This is a genomic window from Acinetobacter sp. Tol 5, from assembly GCF_019702905.1.
In the GTDB taxonomy this organism is placed as follows: Bacteria; Pseudomonadota; Gammaproteobacteria; order Pseudomonadales; family Moraxellaceae; genus Acinetobacter; species Acinetobacter bereziniae.
In genome coordinates this window covers 3,354,267-3,373,528 of record NZ_AP024708.1, presented here as the reverse complement: position 1 = coordinate 3,373,528, position 19,262 = coordinate 3,354,267, and the positions used below count along the sequence as shown (strand labels likewise).

15 protein-coding genes are annotated in these 19,262 nt (G+C 39.7%); all 15 read left to right on the top strand.

Annotated elements, in window-relative coordinates:
• Window positions 1-3 precede the first annotated feature (3 nt).
• The 15 genes from pcaB to TOL5_RS15660 all read left to right on the top strand — a co-directional run bounded on the left by pcaB (window position 4) and on the right by TOL5_RS15660 (window position 18,833).
• Window positions 4-1,362, top strand: coding sequence for a 3-carboxy-cis,cis-muconate cycloisomerase (pcaB, locus tag TOL5_RS15730; protein WP_198114770.1), 1,359 nt, complete (start codon window positions 4-6; stop codon window positions 1,360-1,362).
• On the top strand, window positions 1,359-2,138 hold the full coding sequence (pcaD, locus tag TOL5_RS15725; RefSeq protein WP_221260499.1) for a 3-oxoadipate enol-lactonase: 780 nt from the start codon (window positions 1,359-1,361) through the stop codon (window positions 2,136-2,138). Before pcaB ends, pcaD begins: the two co-directional genes overlap by 4 nt.
• Window positions 2,139-2,179: 41 nt before the next feature.
• The gene (locus TOL5_RS15720) at window positions 2,180-3,532 is read left to right on the top strand and encodes an MFS transporter (protein ID WP_198114772.1); all 1,353 of its coding nucleotides are present in this window, start codon (window positions 2,180-2,182) and stop codon (window positions 3,530-3,532) included.
• A gap of 31 nt (window positions 3,533-3,563) precedes the next feature.
• Window positions 3,564-3,977 (top strand): 4-carboxymuconolactone decarboxylase, encoded by a 414-nt coding sequence (gene pcaC / locus TOL5_RS15715; RefSeq protein ID WP_004828626.1) that lies wholly within the window; start codon window positions 3,564-3,566, stop codon window positions 3,975-3,977.
• Window positions 3,978-3,987: 10 nt separating this feature from the next.
• Window positions 3,988-4,713: a protocatechuate 3,4-dioxygenase subunit beta gene (gene pcaH / locus TOL5_RS15710; RefSeq protein WP_004828629.1), complete on the top strand. Its 726-nt coding sequence runs from the start codon at window positions 3,988-3,990 to the stop codon at window positions 4,711-4,713.
• Between the two features lie 11 nt (window positions 4,714-4,724).
• Entirely contained in the window at window positions 4,725-5,354 is a 630-nt protein-coding gene (pcaG, locus tag TOL5_RS15705; protein WP_004828630.1) for a protocatechuate 3,4-dioxygenase subunit alpha, read from the top strand.
• A 235-nt stretch (window positions 5,355-5,589) separates the two neighbouring features.
• Entirely contained in the window at window positions 5,590-6,369 is a 780-nt protein-coding gene (gene aroD, locus TOL5_RS15700; protein ID WP_373467647.1) for a type I 3-dehydroquinate dehydratase, read from the top strand.
• A gap of 20 nt (window positions 6,370-6,389) precedes the next feature.
• Complete coding sequence (locus TOL5_RS15695) at window positions 6,390-7,850, top strand: right-handed parallel beta-helix repeat-containing protein (protein ID WP_373467646.1); 1,461 nt, start codon at window positions 6,390-6,392, stop codon at window positions 7,848-7,850.
• 16 nt (window positions 7,851-7,866) lie between these two features.
• Window positions 7,867-9,195, top strand: a complete 1,329-nt coding sequence (locus TOL5_RS15690; RefSeq protein WP_151798608.1) for a carbohydrate porin — start codon at window positions 7,867-7,869, stop codon at window positions 9,193-9,195.
• Window positions 9,196-9,211: 16 nt separating this feature from the next.
• A complete protein-coding gene (locus tag TOL5_RS15685; RefSeq protein ID WP_005030547.1) occupies window positions 9,212-11,635 on the top strand; it encodes a glucose/quinate/shikimate family membrane-bound PQQ-dependent dehydrogenase in 2,424 nt (807 codons plus the stop codon).
• An 838-nt stretch (window positions 11,636-12,473) separates the two neighbouring features.
• Window positions 12,474-13,079, top strand: coding sequence for a fimbrial protein (locus TOL5_RS15680; protein ID WP_221260498.1), 606 nt, complete (start codon window positions 12,474-12,476; stop codon window positions 13,077-13,079).
• A gap of 33 nt (window positions 13,080-13,112) precedes the next feature.
• The gene (locus tag TOL5_RS15675; protein ID WP_221260497.1) at window positions 13,113-13,823 is read left to right on the top strand and encodes a molecular chaperone; all 711 of its coding nucleotides are present in this window, start codon (window positions 13,113-13,115) and stop codon (window positions 13,821-13,823) included.
• 27 nt (window positions 13,824-13,850) lie between these two features.
• Complete coding sequence (locus tag TOL5_RS15670) at window positions 13,851-16,406, top strand: fimbria/pilus outer membrane usher protein (protein ID WP_221260496.1); 2,556 nt, start codon at window positions 13,851-13,853, stop codon at window positions 16,404-16,406.
• Window positions 16,407-16,454: 48 nt separating this feature from the next.
• The gene (locus TOL5_RS22525; RefSeq protein WP_227560705.1) at window positions 16,455-17,579 is read left to right on the top strand and encodes a fimbrial protein; all 1,125 of its coding nucleotides are present in this window, start codon (window positions 16,455-16,457) and stop codon (window positions 17,577-17,579) included.
• An 81-nt stretch (window positions 17,580-17,660) separates the two neighbouring features.
• The gene (locus tag TOL5_RS15660; protein ID WP_198114776.1) at window positions 17,661-18,833 is read left to right on the top strand and encodes a fimbrial protein; all 1,173 of its coding nucleotides are present in this window, start codon (window positions 17,661-17,663) and stop codon (window positions 18,831-18,833) included.
• Window positions 18,834-19,262: the final 429 nt, after the last annotated feature.

The following is a 19,262-nucleotide window of genomic DNA, read 5'->3' as shown; positions in this document are numbered from 1 at the left end:
GTGATGAGCCAGTTATACGCCAGCTTATTTTATCAACCTGATGTCACTGCGATCTTTAGTGATCAAGCTTTATTGGGTTATATGATTCAAGCCGAAGTCGCTTTGGCAAAAGCGCAGGCGCAGGTCAATGTGATTCCAGAATCAGCGGCTACCGTTATTGAACGTGTAGGGCAAGATGCTTTAATGCACATAGATATCGATGCATTGGCTGTTGCAGCTGGTTTGGCTGGAAATGTTGCGATTCCTTTTGTGAAGCAATTTACAGCCTTAGTTAAACAGCAAGATGAAGATGCCGCCCGTTATGTACATTGGGGTGCAACCAGTCAAGATATTATTGATACAGCAACCATTTTGCAGTGTCGAGATGCATTGATCTTGATTGAGCAACAATTGCAACAGACGTATCAGGTCTGCTTAAAGCAAGCACAACAATATCGTGATCAAGTCATGATTGGGCGTACATGGTTACAACAGGCTTTACCGATCACACTTGGACATAAGTTTGCACGTTGGGCGGCTGCTTTGCAACGTGATCTTGAACGTCTTAATCGTATGCAACAACGAGTTTTAACCGCCCAACTGGGAGGTGCTGTAGGTTCGTTGGCTTCTTTGCAAGATCAAGGTTCAGCTGTGGTTGCAGCTTATGCATACTTACTCAATTTAACTGCACCGACATGTACATGGCATGGTGAGCGAGATCGCATGGTTGAGATCGCCAGCGCCTTAGCTTTGATTGTCGGCAATGTCGGCAAAATGGCAAAAGATTGGTCATTGCTGATGCAGACTGAAATCGCCGAAGTCTTTGAACCCACTGCAAAAGGTCGCGGTGGTTCATCCACGATGCCTCATAAACGTAATCCTGTTGCAGCAGCTTCAATCCTTGCAGCAGCCAATCGTGTTCCTGCTTTGATGGCAAGCGTTTACCAAAGTATGGTGCAAGAGCATGAACGTGCTTTAGGGGCTTGGCATGCTGAATGGTTGGCAATTCCTGAAATTTTTCAGTTATGTGCAGGTGCTTTAGAACGGACACATGATGTATTGGCATATATGCAAGTAAATGCAGTCGCCATGCAGCGTAATCTTGAATGTACTCAAGGTTTAGTCATGGCAGAAGCAGTCATGATGGCACTTGCAGTAAAAATTGGGCGTTTAAATGCGCATCATTTGGTTGAACAAGCATGTCAACAAGCAGTAGCTGAACAGAAACATTTAAAAACGGTATTAGCCGAGATGGATCAAGTCAATACCTACTTCAATGAGCAGGCGTTGCAAGCATTGTTTAACCCGACATCTTACTTGGGCAATATTCAGGCTCAAATTGATGCAGTACTGCAAGCCGCACAAGAGGATCAAAGATCATGATGATCAATAACCGTCAAGGACACCAACTTGCTGTGCAAGTACAGGGTTTGAAAGATGCTCCCGTGATTATGTTTTCCAACTCTTTGGGAACTGATCATGGGATGTGGCAAGCACAGGTTGCTGTATTAGCAGCACATTTTCAAATTGTTACTTATGACACACGTGGTCATGGTGAGAGTGAGGTGGTTGCCCACACGACCTTGCAAAACTTAGCTGAAGATGCAGTGGATATCCTAGATGCTTTAAACATTGCCAAAGCACATTTCTGTGGTATTTCCATGGGTGGGATTACTGCACTTGCTTTGGCGATGAATCATGCTGAACGTTTTCATAGTATTACCGTAGCAAACTCAGCCGCAAAAATTGGCACTGCCGAAGCTTGGAACAGTCGAGCGGAGAGTGTGGAGCAACATGGTTTAGCTGAAATCGTGAAAACGACACATACCCGTTGGTTTAGTGAGCATTTTGATTATGCCCATGATGTATTGGCACAAAAAACCATTCAAAGTTTAGCAATGACACCATCACAAGGTTATGCCAATGCCTGTATAGCTTTGGCAGATGCAGATGTTCGCGACCAGTTAAATCAAATCCAAATACCCACATTGATTATTGCGGGGCAGTATGACCCTGTCACCACAGTTCAAGATGCAGAATTTATGCATCAACTTGTTCAAAACAGTCAGCTTGAAATCTTGGCAGCTTCCCATTTATCCAATATTGAACAGCCTCAAGTGTTCAATCAGGCGCTGTCTAAGTTTATTCAAAGCATATAACCGCAAGGGTTAGAAAGGAATTCGCCTACAAGGAGGCAACTATGGCACAGGAAATTGCTGCCCCAAACAAGAGTATGGATGCGCAGGCGCTGATCAATGATGCACCTGTCAGTAAATATCAGTGGATGATTGCGATTATTTGTTTTCTCATCGTATTTGTCGATGGCATCGATACTGCTGCAATGGGCTTTATTGCACCTGCTTTGGCACAAGATTGGGGCATTGATCGTTCCCAACTCGGACCCGTCATGAGTGCAGCACTGGGTGGAATGATCATCGGTGCATTGGTTTCAGGTCCTACAGCAGATCGCTTTGGTCGCAAAATTGTTTTGACTATTTCGATGCTGATTTTTGGTGGTTTTACACTGGCATCTGCTTATGCACAAGACTTAAACAGCCTTGTGATATTACGCTTTTTAACAGGTATTGGTTTAGGTGCGGCGATGCCAAATGCCACTACCTTGTTCTCAGAATATTGTCCACAACGCATTCGCTCATTGCTCGTGACCTGCATGTTCTGCGGTTATAACTTGGGGATGGCGATTGGTGGATTTATCAGTAGTTGGTTAATCCCGACCTTTGGTTGGCACAGTCTATTTTTACTGGGCGGAATCGCACCACTGATACTCATGGTATTGGTCATTTTCGTGTTGCCAGAATCTTATCGCTTCTTGATTGTCAAAGGACAATCAACAGAGAAGGTTCGCAAAATTTTAAACCATATTGCACCAGAGCAGGTAAAAACTGCGCAAACCTTTCATATTCCAGAAGAGCAGTCTGCGGTTGCAGAAAAGAAAAATGTATTCGGTATGTTGTTTTCAAAACAATATGCCAAAGGCACGCTTTTACTTTGGTCGACCTATTTTATGGGCTTGGTGGTGATTTATTTGCTGACCAGCTGGTTACCGACCTTGATGCGTGAAACGGGCGCGACCATGGAACGAGCTGCATTTATCGGTGGTTTATTCCAGTTCGGTGGTGTGATGAGTGCCTTATTTATTGGTTGGGCGATGGATCGCTTTAACCCAAATCGCATTATTTCTGCTTTCTATTTTATCGCAGGTTTGTTTGCAGTCGCTGTGGGGCAAAGCCTAAGCAATCCAACTTTATTGGCACTATTGGTGTTATGTGCCGGGATAGCCATCAATGGTGCGCAATCTTCTATGCCTGCTTTAAGTGCTCGTTTTTACCCAACGCAATGCCGTGCAACAGGGGTTGCTTGGATGACGGGTATTGGACGATTTGGTGCTGTGTTTGGTGCATGGATCGGGGCTGTTTTATTGGGCGATGATTGGTCTTTTACCGCTATTCTCAGTTTGCTCATGATTCCAGCAACCGCAGCAGCCATCGCTATTTTTGTTAAATCTTTGGTTGCTCATACCGATGCAACCTAATGCTCATTTTTCTAGATGAGGAATAACGTCAATGAATGATGATCAACGCTATCAACAAGGGCTTAAAGTCCGTACCGAAGTACTTGGTGAACAACATGTCGGCCGCTCTTTAGCGAACCTAAATGATTTTAATCAAGACTTCCAGAATTTTATCAGTCGATTTGCATGGGGTGAAGTATGGTCTCGTGAAGGTCTACCTCGTCATACACGTAGTTTAGTGACCATTGCCATTTTATTGGCATTGGGACGAGAGGATGAACTCAGAATGCATTTACGTGCTTGTTTTAACAATGGTGTGACCAAGGATGAACTTAAAGAATTGATTTTGCATAGTTCATTATATGCAGGTTTGCCAGCAGCAAATGCAGCAATGCATATGGCTGAAGACGTTTTTAAAGAGCTGGGTATCGAAGTGCAGCCTATTGCGACACCACTACAAGATTAAGGAGACCAGCATGTTAAGTCATACATTGGGTGCATATCCACAACGTAACACCGATGATCATCCGCCAGCATATACACCGGGCTATAAAACCAGTGTATTACGCTCGCCAAAAAATGCATTGATTTCGATTAATGAAACCTTGACAGAAGTGACCTCACCGCATTTTTCCCCCAATCTTTTTGGTGCGAAAGATAATGATTTGATTTTGAACTATGCCAAAGACGGTTTACCCGTCGGTGAACGTATTATTGTCCATGGTTATGTTCGTGATCAGTTTGGTCGTCCAGTCAAAAATGCCTTGTTAGAAGTTTGGCAAGCCAATGCTTCAGGGCGTTATCGTCATCCAAATGATAAGTTTATCGGCGCGATGGATCCAAACTTTGGTGGCTGTGGTCGTACTTTAACTGATGAAAATGGATTCTTCATTTTTCGTACCATTAAACCGGGTCCTTATCCGTGGCGTAACCGTATCAATGAATGGCGTCCAGCGCACATCCATTTTTCATTGATTGCAGATGGTTGGGCACAGCGCTTAATTTCGCAGTTCTATTTTGAAGGCGATACGCTGATTGATAGCTGCCCAATTTTAAAAACGATTCCTTCTGAAGATCAGCGTCGTGCCCTGATCGCACTCGAAGATAAAAACAACTTTATTGAAGCGGATAGCCGTTGTTACCGCTTTGATATTCATCTTCGTGGTCGTCGTGCGACTTATTTTGAAAATGATTTGACTTAAGGGTGTATACGATGAACGCATGGAATTTTCAAGAACTGAAAGAGACCCCATCTCAAACAGGTGGTCCTTATGTTCACATTGGCTTATTGCCTCAACAAGCCAATATTGAAGTGTTTGAACACAACTTTAATCACCAATTGACCAATGACAAAACTCAAGGGCAACGTATTCGCCTGGAAGGTCAAGTTTTTGACGGACTGGGTTTGCCATTAAGAGATGTGTTACTGGAAATCTGGCAAGCAGATAGCAATGGTGTTTATCCAAGTCAGGCAGATACCCAAGGCAAAACTGTAGATCCACATTTTCAAGGCTGGGGGCGTACAGGGGCGAATTTTGAAACAGGTTTTTGGCATTTTGAAACTGTAAAACCTGGTGCTGTAGCTGGACGTAAAGGTTCGATTCAAGCACCTCATATTGCCGTGGTGCTGTTTGCACGTGGCATCAACATTGGACTACATACCCGTATTTATTTTGAGGATGAAGTAGATGCCAATGCCAATGATCCAGTTTTAAACAGTATTGAATGGGCGACTCGTCGTCAGACTCTTATTGCCAAACGTACGGAAGTTGATGGCGAAATCGTCTATCGCTTTGATATTCGTATTCAAGGTGAAGATGAAACGGTATTTTTTGATATCTAAGTATTTTGTCAAATCTTACTTTGATCATCATGGAGTTTGATCAATTTATGATTTTCCTCCCCGTAAAAAGGGAGGATGAATGCGATTTAAGTACATTGGTTTAAAGCATAGGACATTAAAACAGTATCTATATTCGAATTATTTATTACAGATCATCTATTAAGGAAGATGGAAAATGAAATTAAAAAAAATTGCAGCAGTGATGCTGGCATTGAGCCCAATTTTTACATTGCAAATGACACAAGCACAAACACTTCCAGTACAGCGTGTTGAATTATCTGAACTGGCAAAACTTCCAGTGAAAACGATTGTACCGATTACTGCCAAAACTCAAGAACAAGCCTTGGCGCAAGCCAAAGTGATTGCAAGTAATCCCGATGCAGATTTAGCGGAATTCCGTATCGACTTGCTCGACTTTGCCAACAACACACAACAAGTGATTGCTTTGGGGCATCAACTTAAACAGATTTTAGGCACCAAGCCGATGATTGCTACCATTCGCACACACAATGAAGGTGGGCAGTTGACCATCACTGATGCGGATTATGCAAAAACTTATCAAACTTATTTAAAACAGCCATTTATGGACATGTTAGATGTGGAGATGTTCCGAGATCCACAAGCCGTAAACAATATCGTAAAACTGGCACATGCCAAAAAAGTATTGATTGTGATGTCGAATCACGATTTTAAAAAGACACCCAATGAAGATGAGATCATTCAACGTTTGCTTAAACAGGATGAGCTTGGTGCAGATATTTTAAAAATCGCAGTGATGCCACAAAGCAAACAAGATGTATTCACCTTAATGAATGCCACTTTAAAAGTGAGTCAACAATCCAAAAAGCCATTATTGACCATGTCGATGGGCAAGTTGGGCACTATTTCTCGAATTGCTACGGCAAATATGGGCGGCAGCTTTAGCTTCGGCATGATCGGTGAAGCTTCTGCACCTGGTCAAATTGATGTAACCCAATTGAAGCAGTTATTGAAAACTGTTCAACCTACACCATAATTTAAAAGGACTTTTAAGACATGAAATTGATTTCTTTACGTTTAAGCGCATTGGCGATAGGGCTTGCAGTTTCTGGTTTAACGATGGCGGAAAGCTATGTGGTAGACCGTTATCAGGATGACAGTGAAAAAGGTTCATTGCGCTGGGCAATTGAACAGACAAATGCCAAACCGACTGAGGCCAGTGAGATTTTGATTCAAGCGGTTGGGACAGCACCTTATACCATCAAGGTGAATAGTCCTTTACCTGAGATCAAAGCACCCGTAAAAATTACGGGAACCCAATGGGCGAAAACAGGTGAATTTATCGCCATTGATGGTTCAAATTATATTAAAGGGACAGGCGTTGAAGCTTGTCCGGGAGCGGTTGAAGGGCAGTTTGGTACCAATGTGCGTACCACAACTTTACCAGGCTTGGTTTTGCGTGATATCAACGGGGTCACCATTCAAGGTGTAGAAATTCGCCGTTTCTGTATTGGTATTTTAATGAATCGTGCCAGTAATAACCTGATTCAAAATAACCGTATTATGCATAACTATGGTGGTGCAGGCGTGATGTTGACAGGGGATGATGGCAAGGGCAATCCAACCGCAACCACCACCAATAACAATAAAGTGCTGAATAATTATTTCCAAGACAATGGTGATGGGCTTGAATTAACCCGTGGTGCAGCATTTAACTTGGTTGCAAATAATCACTTTATTTCAACATCTGCAAATCCAGAACCATCGCAAGGTATTGAGATTTTATGGGGCAATGACAATGCCGTGGTGGGCAATAAGTTTGAAAACTATTCAGATGGCTTGCAGATCAACTGGGGCAAGCGAAATTATATTGCCTACAATGAACTGACCAATAACTCGAATGGTTTTAACTTAACAGGTGATGGCAATATTTTTGACAGCAATAAAGTCCATGGAAACCGTGTTGGTATTGCGATTCGTTCTGAAAAAGATGCCAATGCACACATCACGCTTACCAAGAACCAAATTTGGAATAACGGTCAAGACATTAAGCGCTGTGAAGCGGGGGGGAGTTGTGTACCTAATCAACGTGTAGGTGCGATTATCTTTGATATTCCGGGATTGGAACATGCGCACTTTGTGGGTTCACGTGGTCATGGTGTCAAGATTGATCCTGCAAATTTACAGAAAACTTGTCAACAGCCGAATGAGCAAGGTTGTAATGCTCAACCAAATCAAGGCATTCAAGCACCTAAATTAAGCTATGCCAAAGGTCAAGTTACGGTTGAAGTCAAGGGGCAACCAAATCAACGTTATCAGATTGAGTTCTTTGGAAACACTTCAGCGAGCTCAAATGAAGCAGAATTTTATTTAGGTTCAGCTGTTGCTGCGACCAATGGACAAGGTCTAGCCAAGCTTTTATGGAAACCGACCAATAAAGTCGCATCTGTTACCGCAAATATTACAGATCGTTTGGGTGCAACTTCTGAACTCAGTTCAGCTGTGAAATTAAAATAACAATCAGGAGCTTGAGATGAATTCAAAAAGATTTTTGATCAAACTGAGTTGCTTGACTGTTGCGCTTTGTACTGTTCAACACAGCTTTGCGAATCAACCGTGGTCACAGGATCGTCAGTGGTTATTGGGTGATTGGAATGGTGAGCGTCAACAACTGGAAAAACAAGGTTATAAATTTACTGCTTCTATTATGAGTCAAGCAGCCACCAATTTAGATGGCGGTTATAACGATAGCAATACTTTTAAAAATGCAGCGCAACTGGCGTTAGGTGCAAATTTTGATCTAGAGAAAATAGCAGGTTGGGACAATACCACCGCCAATATTTTAATCACCAAGCGTGATGGCAATGCTTTGACTTTGGATCGTATTAAAGATCCTCGTTCGAGTGCATTGGGAAATTCACAAGAAATTTATGGTCGAGGTAAAATTTGGCGTCTGACTCAAGCATGGGTCAAAAAAGGATTTGCTGACAATACAGTTCAATTCAAGATTGGGCGTATGGGCATGTCTGACGACTTCAATGGTTCACAGTGTGAATTCCAGAATTTATTACTATGTGGCGGACAGCTTGGAAAATCTATTGGCTCCATTTGGTACAACTTACCTGTGGGGCTATGGGGAACCAATGTTAAATATCAATTTGCGCCAGATTGGACACTGGGTGTGGGTGTCTATGAAGTCAATCCAGACAATATTAAAACCGCCAAAAATAGCGATGGTTTTAATTTGGATATGAATAATGTCAAAGGTGCAACAATTCCTGTTGAACTGGCTTGGCGACCGAAACTCGCGACATTCGATGGTTTGCCAGGTGAATATAAAGTCGGTGCATTGTATTCGACAGCTGAAGCCAATGATATTGCAACCACGGGTAAAGTACATGACGGTAAACACAGTTTTTGGTTGAATGCACAACAACAATTGAGCCAAAAAGGCAATGATCCTAAACGTGGTCTATATGCCAGTGTGAATGTCGTGGTGAATGATAAAGCCACCACAGCAGTCCAAAGCACACAACAATTGGCGCTTTGGTACAAAGGACCATTTGATGGTCGTCCAAATGATTCTATTGGTTTTGGTATTGCCAATTATGTGGTGAATGATCGTTATAAAGACCGTCAAATTGCGCTGAATAATAGTCGTGGTTATGACGAATACGATGCATTTGCAGCAGACTATGTTCCTGTTCAACGTGATGAGTTAAATATTGAACTGAACTATACCTACCAATGGTCACCAGCGGTCATGCTCAGACCAAATCTACAATATATTCATCAACCCGCAGGTGTTAAAGAAGTGGATGATGCATGGGTTGCAGGTTTAAGCATGCGTGTAAATTTCTAATCTAGGAGTATGACGTATGTCTGAATCTTCGAACTCACATACTATACTGAAAATATGGTGTTTTATTTTAGCATTGGCTTTATTACTCACAGGACTGTTTTTTACAGTGGGTGGGATAAAACTGGTGACCTTGGGGGGATCATGGTATTTCGTGATCTCTGGCGTACTCACCTTAGCTTCTGCGATTTTCATTTTTAAGAAAAAAGTGATCGGTGTTGGCTTATTCAGTCTGGTTTTTATCGGTACATTGATTTGGGCTTTGATTGACGCAGGTTGGGAGTTTTGGCCTTTATTCTCAAGACTGATGTTTCCAGCAGGCTTATTTGCAGCATTGATGTTTAGTTTACCAGCCATTCGCCGTTATCAAGCTCAACCGAGCATGAGTCTACCTGCTTATGGCTTGGGTGTTGTGACTGTTGTTGGGATGCTGATTGGACTTTATCAGATGTTCCAACCACATCCAACGGTTGCTGCAACGGGGCAGGCATTGCCATTGGTTCCTGTTAAAACAGACATGAAACAAACCAACTGGCAACATTATGGGCAGGATGCAGGGGGAAGCCGTTTCGCTGCATTAGATCAAATCACTCGAGATAATGTACATCAGTTAAAAGAAGCATGGCGTTTCCGTACAGGTGATTTTACTACAGGTACAGGCAATGGTGCTGAAGATCAAATGACCCCATTGCAAGTCGGCAATAAGATCTACTTATGTACACCGCACAATAACATTTTTGCCTTAGAAGCAGATTCAGGAAAACAACTTTGGAAAGCTGAAGTGAATTCTAAGTCTGATGCGTGGGAACGTTGCCGTGGTGTGGCTTATTTTGATTCAACCCAAGCATTGGTTCAGCCAACTTTGGCAGGTGCTACGCCTGTTCAAGCTGTGGCAAACAATACCTCATGTTTGCGTCGTGTTTATACCAACACGCCTGATGGTCGCTTAATCGCAGTCAATGCGGATACAGGTGAACGCTGTAAAGATTTCGGGGTGGATGGTACTGTAGACTTACTCAAAGGTTTGGGTGAGGGAACCACTGCACCACGATTTGAAGTAACCTCAGCACCAACCATCGCAGGTACAGTGATTGTTGTGGGAAGTCGAATTGCGGATAACTTTGCAGCAGATATGCCCGGTGGTGTGATCCGCGCTTATGATGTGATTACAGGGCAATTGCGTTGGGCTTTTGATCCACGTAATCCAGATCCAAACCATGTGTTAAAAGAAGGTGAAACTTATAAACGCAGTTCAGCAAACTCATGGGCTGCGATGTCTTATGACCCGCAAATGAATACGGTATTCTTGCCGATGGGCAGTTCTTCTGTGGATGTTTGGGGTGGCAATCGCCAACCGTTGGACCATAAATACAATTCATCTGTCTTGGCTTTGGATGCGACTACGGGCAAGGAAAAGTGGGTTTATCAAACTGTTCATAATGACTTATGGGATTTTGATTTACCGATGCAACCGAGTTTGGTCGATTTCCCAATGAAAGATGGTTCGAATAAACCTGCTGTGGTGATTGGAACGAAATCCGGTCAGTTTTTTGTCTTGGATCGTTTGACGGGGCAACCTTTAACCAAGGTGATTGAGCAAGCTGTCAAGCCAGCAGATATTCAAGGTGAACAATATAGTCCGACACAACCTCGCTCTGTTGAAATGCCGCAGATTGGTAATCAAACCATTACTGAATCGGATATGTGGGGCGCTACACCATTTGATCAATTGATGTGTCGTATCAACTTTAAATCAATGCGTTATGAAGGCTTATATACTGCACCGGGTAAAGATAAATCGTTAAGCTTCCCAGGCTCTCTCGGTGGTATGAACTGGGGCAGTATTGCTTTCGATCCAAGTCATCAATATATGTTTGTCAATGACATGCGCTTAGGTTTATGGATTCAGTTGATTGAACAAACACCTGAAGATTTGGCTAAACAGGCAAATGGTGGTGAGAAGGTCAATACTGGGATGGGTGCAGTACCGATGAAAGGTACGCCGTATAAAGTCAATAAAGATCGTTTCTGGTCGAAGTTGAATATTCCATGCCAAAAACCGCCTTATGGCACCATGACTGCGATTGATATGAAAACTCGTCAAATTGCATGGCAAGTACCAATGGGAACAGTAGAAGATACTGGACCGATGGGGATTAAGATGGGGCTGAAAGCACCGATTGGAATGCCAACCATTGGTGGTCCAATGGCAACGCAAGGTGGTTTGGTATTCTTTGCTGCAACGCAAGATTACTACCTACGCGCTTTGGACTCATCTTCTGGTAAAGAGCTTTGGAAAGCACGGTTACCTGTGGGTAGCCAAGGCACACCGATCAGCTATGTATCTCCGAAAACAGGCAAACAATATGTCATGATCACAGCAGGTGGAGCGCGTCAATCACCTGATCATGGTGATTATGTGATTGCATATAGTTTGAAATAAGTCTTTATTTTAAACAGTAGCAAAAACTGCAATCGGGATCGATTGCAGTTTTTTTATGAGTTTTCCTAAATAGCTTGGATCATTAACAAATAATGAATAAGACTTTATTGTTTTTTAAAAAATTAATAAAATCATTATCTTGTATTTATTTTTTTGAATCGTGATGCTAGATCTATTTTAATCTAGAATGTGATTTAGGTTTTAATTTTTTCCTTAGATTTTAGTTAAACTTACTATTTGAATGATTACAGAAATGTCATTAAATTAAATAGATCAATAATTTATTTTTTTAATTGGTAATTAATTAAGGTAAAAGTAAATAATGGTTATATTAATAAAATTATAATATTTAGTTGTTTTTAAAATATAATTGTATTTTTAAATTTTTATTAATAATTTAGTTTAAGTTAAAATAAAAATAAATTAATTAGCTTAACTAAAATATTATAATCTCTTCATCATTCGTCAATTATAAAAATATTTTCTTGATTGCTTAAATTTAAATCAAATAGATTTTTTAAAAATTTAACAGCGGAAAGTTGTTTGTATTTTATTGTATTATATGAATAAAATAAATAAATGATAAAAAGTAATGTATTGGTATGACAATAAATCAATCATAAAAAATGTGACAGATGTATCATTTGAATCAGAGTGAAGTTCCTGATTTATTTTTGAACTATTGTTATTTTTTTATAACAAGGTAGTTTTAAATAAATAGTAACTAGATTCACAAATTTGGAATTATTAATTAAGTGAACCTTACTGTTAATAAATAAAGGTGAACAAAATAATAATTCAGTACTATTTTTTATTAAAATCCAATGAGGTTTATTGCATGAAAAGTTTATCTTTATCGACAGTAAGTGCGTTAGTTTTAGGTTTGGCATGTACACATACTTTTGCTGTAGACGGCACAATCACTGTCAATGGTGTAGTGACGGATAGCACATGTACATTAACTGGGTCAGGTCCAGGCACTGCTGGCTCTAAAAATATTATCGTGACTCTAGATACAGTTCCAACTTCTACTTTTACAACAGCAAACCAATCTGCTGCAACGAAAAGCTTTGACCTACAACTTAAAAATGGTGCAGGTACAGGTGGCTGTGATGCGGCAACAAATAAAGCACTTAAAGGTTTGTTTTTAGAAACAGCGGCGGCTGCGGATTATGATGCAACAGAAAAAACAGCTTTAGTAAACAAGTCAACAGATGCTTCATCTGCTAAGCCAGTATTTATTCAAATTTTAACTGATGCAGATACACCTGTAGATTACTCACAAGCTTGGGGTACACAAGCAAAAAGTGCGATCACAGGGCTTGCAGCAGATGGTACTGGCACTGCAACCATGACTTATAAAGCACACTACTTCACTAAAACTGGTTCTGTAGATGCGCAGAATGTGACAGCAACTGTAAATTATACATTGCAATATAACTAATCTGTGTTTGCTTAAATTGTGAAGGGGAATATTATGCGTTATCTACAAGCTGCTATATGTGTATTCTTAACCATGCCACTTGCTTATGCTGGGGTGTCTATAGAAGGTACACGTATAATTTTCCCTGCTCAGTCTAAAAGTGTAAATGTCCAACTCAGAAACATATATGACACACCTGCATTAGTACAAGCTTGGATTGATAATGGCGATCCAAAGAAAACCCCTCAGGCAGAAGAAGTCCCATTTGTACTTAATCCACCTTTAGTTCGCATTGAACCAAATAAAGGGCAAATTATTCGAATTATCCCCTTAGACACATCAAAATTGGCAAAAGATCGAGAGTCAATTTATTGGTTTAATATTTTAGATATTCCACCGAGTGACCCGAATTTAGCTGATAAAAATCATTTGTCATTTACGGTACGGACACGCGTTAAATTATTTTATCGTCCAACACAGTTGGCAATGAAAGCAGATCATGCACAAAAAAGCCTTCAATTTAAACTAGATCGTTCTATAAATAGTTTGACCATCAGTAATCCAACACCGTATTACATTACGGTCTTACAAGTGGAAAGTGGAAAAAATCATGCTTTTAACTCAGGCGAAGATGCCATCATGTTAGAGCCTTTTAGTAGCCGTAGTTTAAAAAATTTTATCCTCGATCTCACAACAAAAAAAATATCCTATGAAATTGTCAATGATCTAGGCGCAGTACAAACATTCGAAGCCGTCATGCAGTAATAAAACAGTAATAATGGATCGTTTAGCATGCTAAATTTTAAAAAAAGCGAGCTCTGCTTAATGCTGTTGTCTGCGATTGCTTTGCAGGTGTCAGCTGAAGAAAATCAACAAAATTTGCTCGCACAAGACAATCAACATTTGATTGCTCAAGACAATACACAATTGGTTGCACAAAATAATGCTTTAGTGACTTTCAATTCGGCGTCGTTATTTGGTAATGACCGTAATGTTTCCTTGAGTAATTTTGAAGTTAAAAACTTCGTTGCGCCTGGTAAATATCTAGTCGAGTTGTCGGTCAATAAGCAAGTGATCGGTAATCAGGAAGTCCGCTTTGATCATTTGGATGGGCAACGTTCGGCTGTGCTTTGTGTAGATACGAATTTATTAAATCAATTTGATTTAATACCAGCGTTTCGTAAAAGTTTAACTGAAATGCCATGTCGAACCATTAAACAAGTCAATGCTGATGCCTATTATGACTTTGATTTATCTCAATTAAAACTGAATGTTTCCATTCCTCAAGCAATACGAGTCGAACGTCCAGAAGGATATATTGATCCAGCATTATTTAATCAAGGGGTAAATTCAAGTTTTATTGGTTATGCATTTAACTATAACCGTGATGAAGATCGAGAAAGTAAATACTTGGGATTAAATGGGGGATTAAATATTGCGGGTTGGTACTACCGACATGCAGGTGCATTTGAGTCTGAAAACTCAGGTTTGGGGCACTATTATTCTGATCAAAACGTGTTATATCGCGATATGACCCGATTAAAATCACGTTTAAGTTTAGGTCAATTTAATACCACAACTTATCGTTTGGATAATTTACCCATTGTAGGTGCACAATTGGCGTCTGATCAGGAAATGTTACCGTGGTCAGCTCGGCAGTATGCCCCTGTAATTGAAAATTTTGCCAATACCAATGCATTGGTCAGAATTTATCAAAGTGGTCAAAAAATCTATGAGCGTACCGTACCTGCTGGTGCATTTCGTATTACTGATTTAAATACGGCAACTTCAGGAGATTTAACCGTTGAAATTACTGAAACAGGCGGTGAAAGAAGAAGCTTTAATGTTCCGATGCAAAGCAATTATGATTTAGTGCGTCAAGGTCGTTATAACTACAGTGTTGCGGGTGGTCGTTATCGTACGCGTCATGAAACAACCCATGATAAATTGTTTCAAGGCAGTTTTAATTACGGTATCAATAATGCCTTGACCATTGGTGCAGGTGCAAATTTTAGTGATGACTATGCCAGTGGCTTGCTGGCAATATCTACTAATACACTACTTGGTGGCGTAACTGCTTCTATAGAGCATACTGAATCTGAACTATATCGTAAGGATTATCGTGGGCAAAAATACAGTCTGAATTATCGTTATGATTGGCTAGCTCAAAATCTAAATTTTTATGCAGATTATTCGGCTTATGACCGTGAATATATGAGTATTTCCTCACATTTGTATCAGCGTAATTTGGCTGATTTAACTGATCGTGAGTATGATGACTTTTTGTATAATTATAATCTAAAACAAAATATGGGCATCAGTGTTTCCAAGTCATTCCCAAATACACGTCTCGGTAATTTTAATTTAGCAGTTCGTAAAAATAACTATTGGGAGGACAGCCAAGATTATTATCAATATAACCTGAGTTATGGCAATACATGGAACAGAATAAGTTATAACCTTGGCTTATCACGTACCGACTATTCAGATCATGCGCGTAAACGAGGCGATGCTATTTATTTTTCCATGACGGTTCCACTCGATTGGCGCAAGAAAAATATGTCACTCAATGCCAGTGTTCAGCATGACCAAGATTCAAATACCACTTCAAATGTCAGTCTATCAGGCATTTTGGGTGCGCATAATGAATTAAACTTTGGTGCAGGGGTGATTAATAATCAGCACGATACCTTATTTAATGGCAACATTAATTATTTATTGCCTGCCGTGAATCTAGGCGCAACCCTTTCGACCAATCAAAACAACACCCAGTATTCTTTATCCGCACAAGGTGCTGTTGTTGCCCATCGTTTTGGGATTACCCCAGTCAATACGTTGCCTGACACTTACACTATTGTGCATGCGGAAGAGGGGATGGGCGCGGTTGTTTCAAATGCTTGGGGGGTTAAAGTTGATCGCTTTGGAAATGCGATTTATCCATACAATACACCATACAGTAAAAATTTAATCACGCTTGACCCTGCTGATTTACCAGCAAATGTGACTTTGGAATCTAACCAAACTGAAGTGATTCCACGTAGATATAGTTCACAACTTACTGAATTTAAAGCCAATAAATCAAGTAATATTTTACTGCGTATTCGTTACGCTTTAGATTCACAAATTGCGATGGGCAGTCAATTAAAGGATGAACAGGGGAATGTATTGGGTATTGTGGGTGCATCTAGCCAAGTGATCGTAGATAAACAAGAGGCATTATTGCATGATACATCTGTAGTTTGGGGAGCTGAAGCCAATCAACAGTGTAAGATTGGACCGATATCTAAGTCATTGTTAACACAAAAAAATACAGAAAACTTCAATATTATCAATGTGGAGTGTAAATAGATCATGAAGAAGTTACTTTTAATATTTACGCCACTATGCTTTTTATCAATGCAATCAATATTTGCAGCGACAGCGACATGTACGACTTACCCGACAATAGAATTTAATCGCACTAGCGGTACGATTAATATATTTCCTTATACGCAAACATTTAATGATACAACAAATGGGGTGTTGTTTAATAATTGTCAACCGCGAGGAAATGTTGCCGCCTTGGCGACATTTAGAGCTACGACAGGCAATACTGATTTAGTCGGTGTAAGTCCTTATGCCGTAAATAATAATATTACAATAACGGGTTCAACTGCGAATCCGACAACTTTAGCAGCAGCTAAGATTTGGTTAATTAATAATATGCGAATAGCATTTACTTTAAGATCAAATAATAATGTGAATCCTATATCGCAAGATATATTAACCTTAAATACTGATTATAATATTATGCCTTTAACCAGTAATGGGTCTTCAGCGATTATTAATGGTGAAAGCTATTTTACAGGGCTTGGTAATAATGGAACACCAGATTCAGCAATGAGAAATAATCGATTTACCTTGAACCTGCTTTCCACCACAAAGCCGAGCATCGCTGTGATTGATGCACTCAATAATTCGACTGTACGAATTCATTTAGGCACTTTATCTTATAAATATGATGATTGGGGAAATGGTGGAACAAATCCTGCTCCAAGTGGTGTACCAAAAACGGGTACAACTGAGCTCTATGTAAATATCCAAATGAATTTTGTTTTACCTACATGTACGCTGGCAAACCAAATTGTGAATCTGGCACCCGTACCAACGGCAACATTGAACAGTAATCAAACAGCAAATGAACAACCTTTTAATGTCAATATTAATTGTACAGGAGCATTGCCCAATAAAGTTTTATTGGCAACAATTACTGATAGTTATACCCCAAGTAATATAAATAGCAATGGGATTTTAAAAAATTCACCAAGTTTAGCAAATCGAAGTAATGTCGATGTACAGTTAAGAGATAGTTCAGATGTGCCATTGGCGATTGGGACACAAAACCCTTTTTATTCAATTCCTGCTGGTTCGACTGCAACGACATTTATTAAAGCATTAAAAGCACGATATTACAGATCTTTAGCAACAGCAACACCAGGTTATGTTCAAACTCAGGCAACTGTTTCATTAGATTATCAATAATTAGAATATTATCAGTAAAGTGAATTCAATTTGATAAATCTATATTTGTTTAAAATAATTGTAGTGGAGTGTAAATAAATCATGAAGAAGTTACTTTGGTTATTTGCACCATTATGCCTTACGTCAACACAGATATTTGCAGCAAATTCGACTTGTGTAACCTATCCAATGATTGAGTTTAATCGCACAAGTGGCACAATTAATAGTTTTCCATATACACAAACATTTAATGATACAAATAACACCTTATTGCTAAATAATTGTACACCAGCGCCGTATACTGTTGCTGTAAGGGCAGTTTTTAAAGCGGCTTCTGGTAATACTGATTTAGTTGGCAGTAGTCCTTTTTCAGTTAGTAATGGTATTACTATTTCAGGTTCTAACGCTAATCCAATAACCTTAGCAGCAGCAAAGATTTGGTTGATGAATAATCTACGGATTGAATATAGATTAAGATCGAATAATGATATTAATCCTTTATCATTCGATATCCTGGCTTTAGATACGGATTATAGTGTAGTACCAGACACTAGTGCAGGACCGATTAAGATCATAAATGGTGAAGGCTATTATGCGGGATTAAATGGTAATGGTACAACCAATAGCGCAATCAGAAATAGCAGATTTAAACTGACTTTACTTTCTACAACTAAACCTTCAGCCGCTGTTATCGATGCTTTAAATAATTCAGTAGTTCGTATTCATTTAGGTACTTTTGCCTATAAATATGATGATTGGGGAGGGGCTTTAGGAAATGCACCACCCCCAAGTGGAAATCCTAAAGTTGGAACATCTGAAGTTTATGTGAACATCCAAATGAACTTTGCTCTTCCTACTTGCACCATGGCAAACCAAATAGTGAATTTAGCACCCGTACCGACAGCAACGTTGAACAGTAATCAAACCGCAAATGAGCAATCTTTTAATGTCAATATTTATTGTACTGCAGCAATGCCCAATAAAGTTTTATTGGCAACAATTACCGATAGCTATACCCCAAGTAATGTAAATACCAATGGCATATTAAAAAATTCACCAAGTTTAGCAAATCGTAGTAATGTCGATGTACAGTTAAGAGACAATGCTGATGTGCCATTGGCGATTGGGACACAAAGCCCTTTTTATTCGATTCCTGTTGGTTCAACTGCAACGACATTTATGAAAACATTAAAGGCACGTTATTATAGATCTTTAGCAACAGCTACTCCAGGTTATGTACAGACTCAGGCAACTGTTTCAATAGACTATCAATAAATCAATCAAAAGCTAAAAATATTCATTTTTAGCTTTTTGCGTATAAGAAACTAACTTCGATGTTTGATTTGTTAAAAAATGCATACCGTAAGATATTATTTCTATTGATTAATTACTTCAATACGATAAAAATAGTATTGCAAGATTTAAAGCGTGTATTGTCATGTTTTAGTTCTAAAGTTTAAATACGTTGGCTTAGGCGATATCTTACTTTTCAGAGATGAAAAGAGAGCAAAAATTTTTCTTTAACAGGGATCTTGCGCTGCAAACAAAGCAGTGCTTTGTTTTTGCTCATATCGCCCTTGACCGACGGCGGCATCCATGCCATCTCACGATAGAAAGAACATCGATGTAAATCACGTGTATAAATAATCAGACGGTTTTGACTCTATGTTTTATCACGCTTTAAAAATATGAAAATTCTACATC

Excerpts from the sequence above, each read along its gene's own strand:
- pcaB (WP_198114770.1), top strand. The coding sequence starts at position 4 with ATGAGCCAGTTATACGCCAGCTTATTTTATCAACCTGATGTCACTGCG.
- pcaD (WP_221260499.1), top strand. The coding sequence starts at position 1,359 with ATGATGATCAATAACCGTCAAGGACACCAACTTGCTGTGCAAGTACAG.
- TOL5_RS15720 (WP_198114772.1), top strand. The coding sequence starts at position 2,180 with ATGGCACAGGAAATTGCTGCCCCAAACAAGAGTATGGATGCGCAGGCG.
- pcaC (WP_004828626.1), top strand. The coding sequence starts at position 3,564 with ATGAATGATGATCAACGCTATCAACAAGGGCTTAAAGTCCGTACCGAA.
- pcaH (WP_004828629.1), top strand. The coding sequence starts at position 3,988 with ATGTTAAGTCATACATTGGGTGCATATCCACAACGTAACACCGATGAT.
- pcaG (WP_004828630.1), top strand. The coding sequence starts at position 4,725 with ATGAACGCATGGAATTTTCAAGAACTGAAAGAGACCCCATCTCAAACA.
- aroD (WP_373467647.1), top strand. The coding sequence starts at position 5,590 with ATGACACAAGCACAAACACTTCCAGTACAGCGTGTTGAATTATCTGAA.
- TOL5_RS15695 (WP_373467646.1), top strand. The coding sequence starts at position 6,390 with ATGAAATTGATTTCTTTACGTTTAAGCGCATTGGCGATAGGGCTTGCA.
- TOL5_RS15690 (WP_151798608.1), top strand. The coding sequence starts at position 7,867 with ATGAATTCAAAAAGATTTTTGATCAAACTGAGTTGCTTGACTGTTGCG.
- TOL5_RS15685 (WP_005030547.1), top strand. The coding sequence starts at position 9,212 with ATGTCTGAATCTTCGAACTCACATACTATACTGAAAATATGGTGTTTT.
- TOL5_RS15680 (WP_221260498.1), top strand. The coding sequence starts at position 12,474 with ATGAAAAGTTTATCTTTATCGACAGTAAGTGCGTTAGTTTTAGGTTTG.
- TOL5_RS15675 (WP_221260497.1), top strand. The coding sequence starts at position 13,113 with ATGCGTTATCTACAAGCTGCTATATGTGTATTCTTAACCATGCCACTT.
- TOL5_RS15670 (WP_221260496.1), top strand. The coding sequence starts at position 13,851 with ATGCTAAATTTTAAAAAAAGCGAGCTCTGCTTAATGCTGTTGTCTGCG.
- TOL5_RS22525 (WP_227560705.1), top strand. The coding sequence starts at position 16,455 with ATGCAATCAATATTTGCAGCGACAGCGACATGTACGACTTACCCGACA.
- TOL5_RS15660 (WP_198114776.1), top strand. The coding sequence starts at position 17,661 with ATGAAGAAGTTACTTTGGTTATTTGCACCATTATGCCTTACGTCAACA.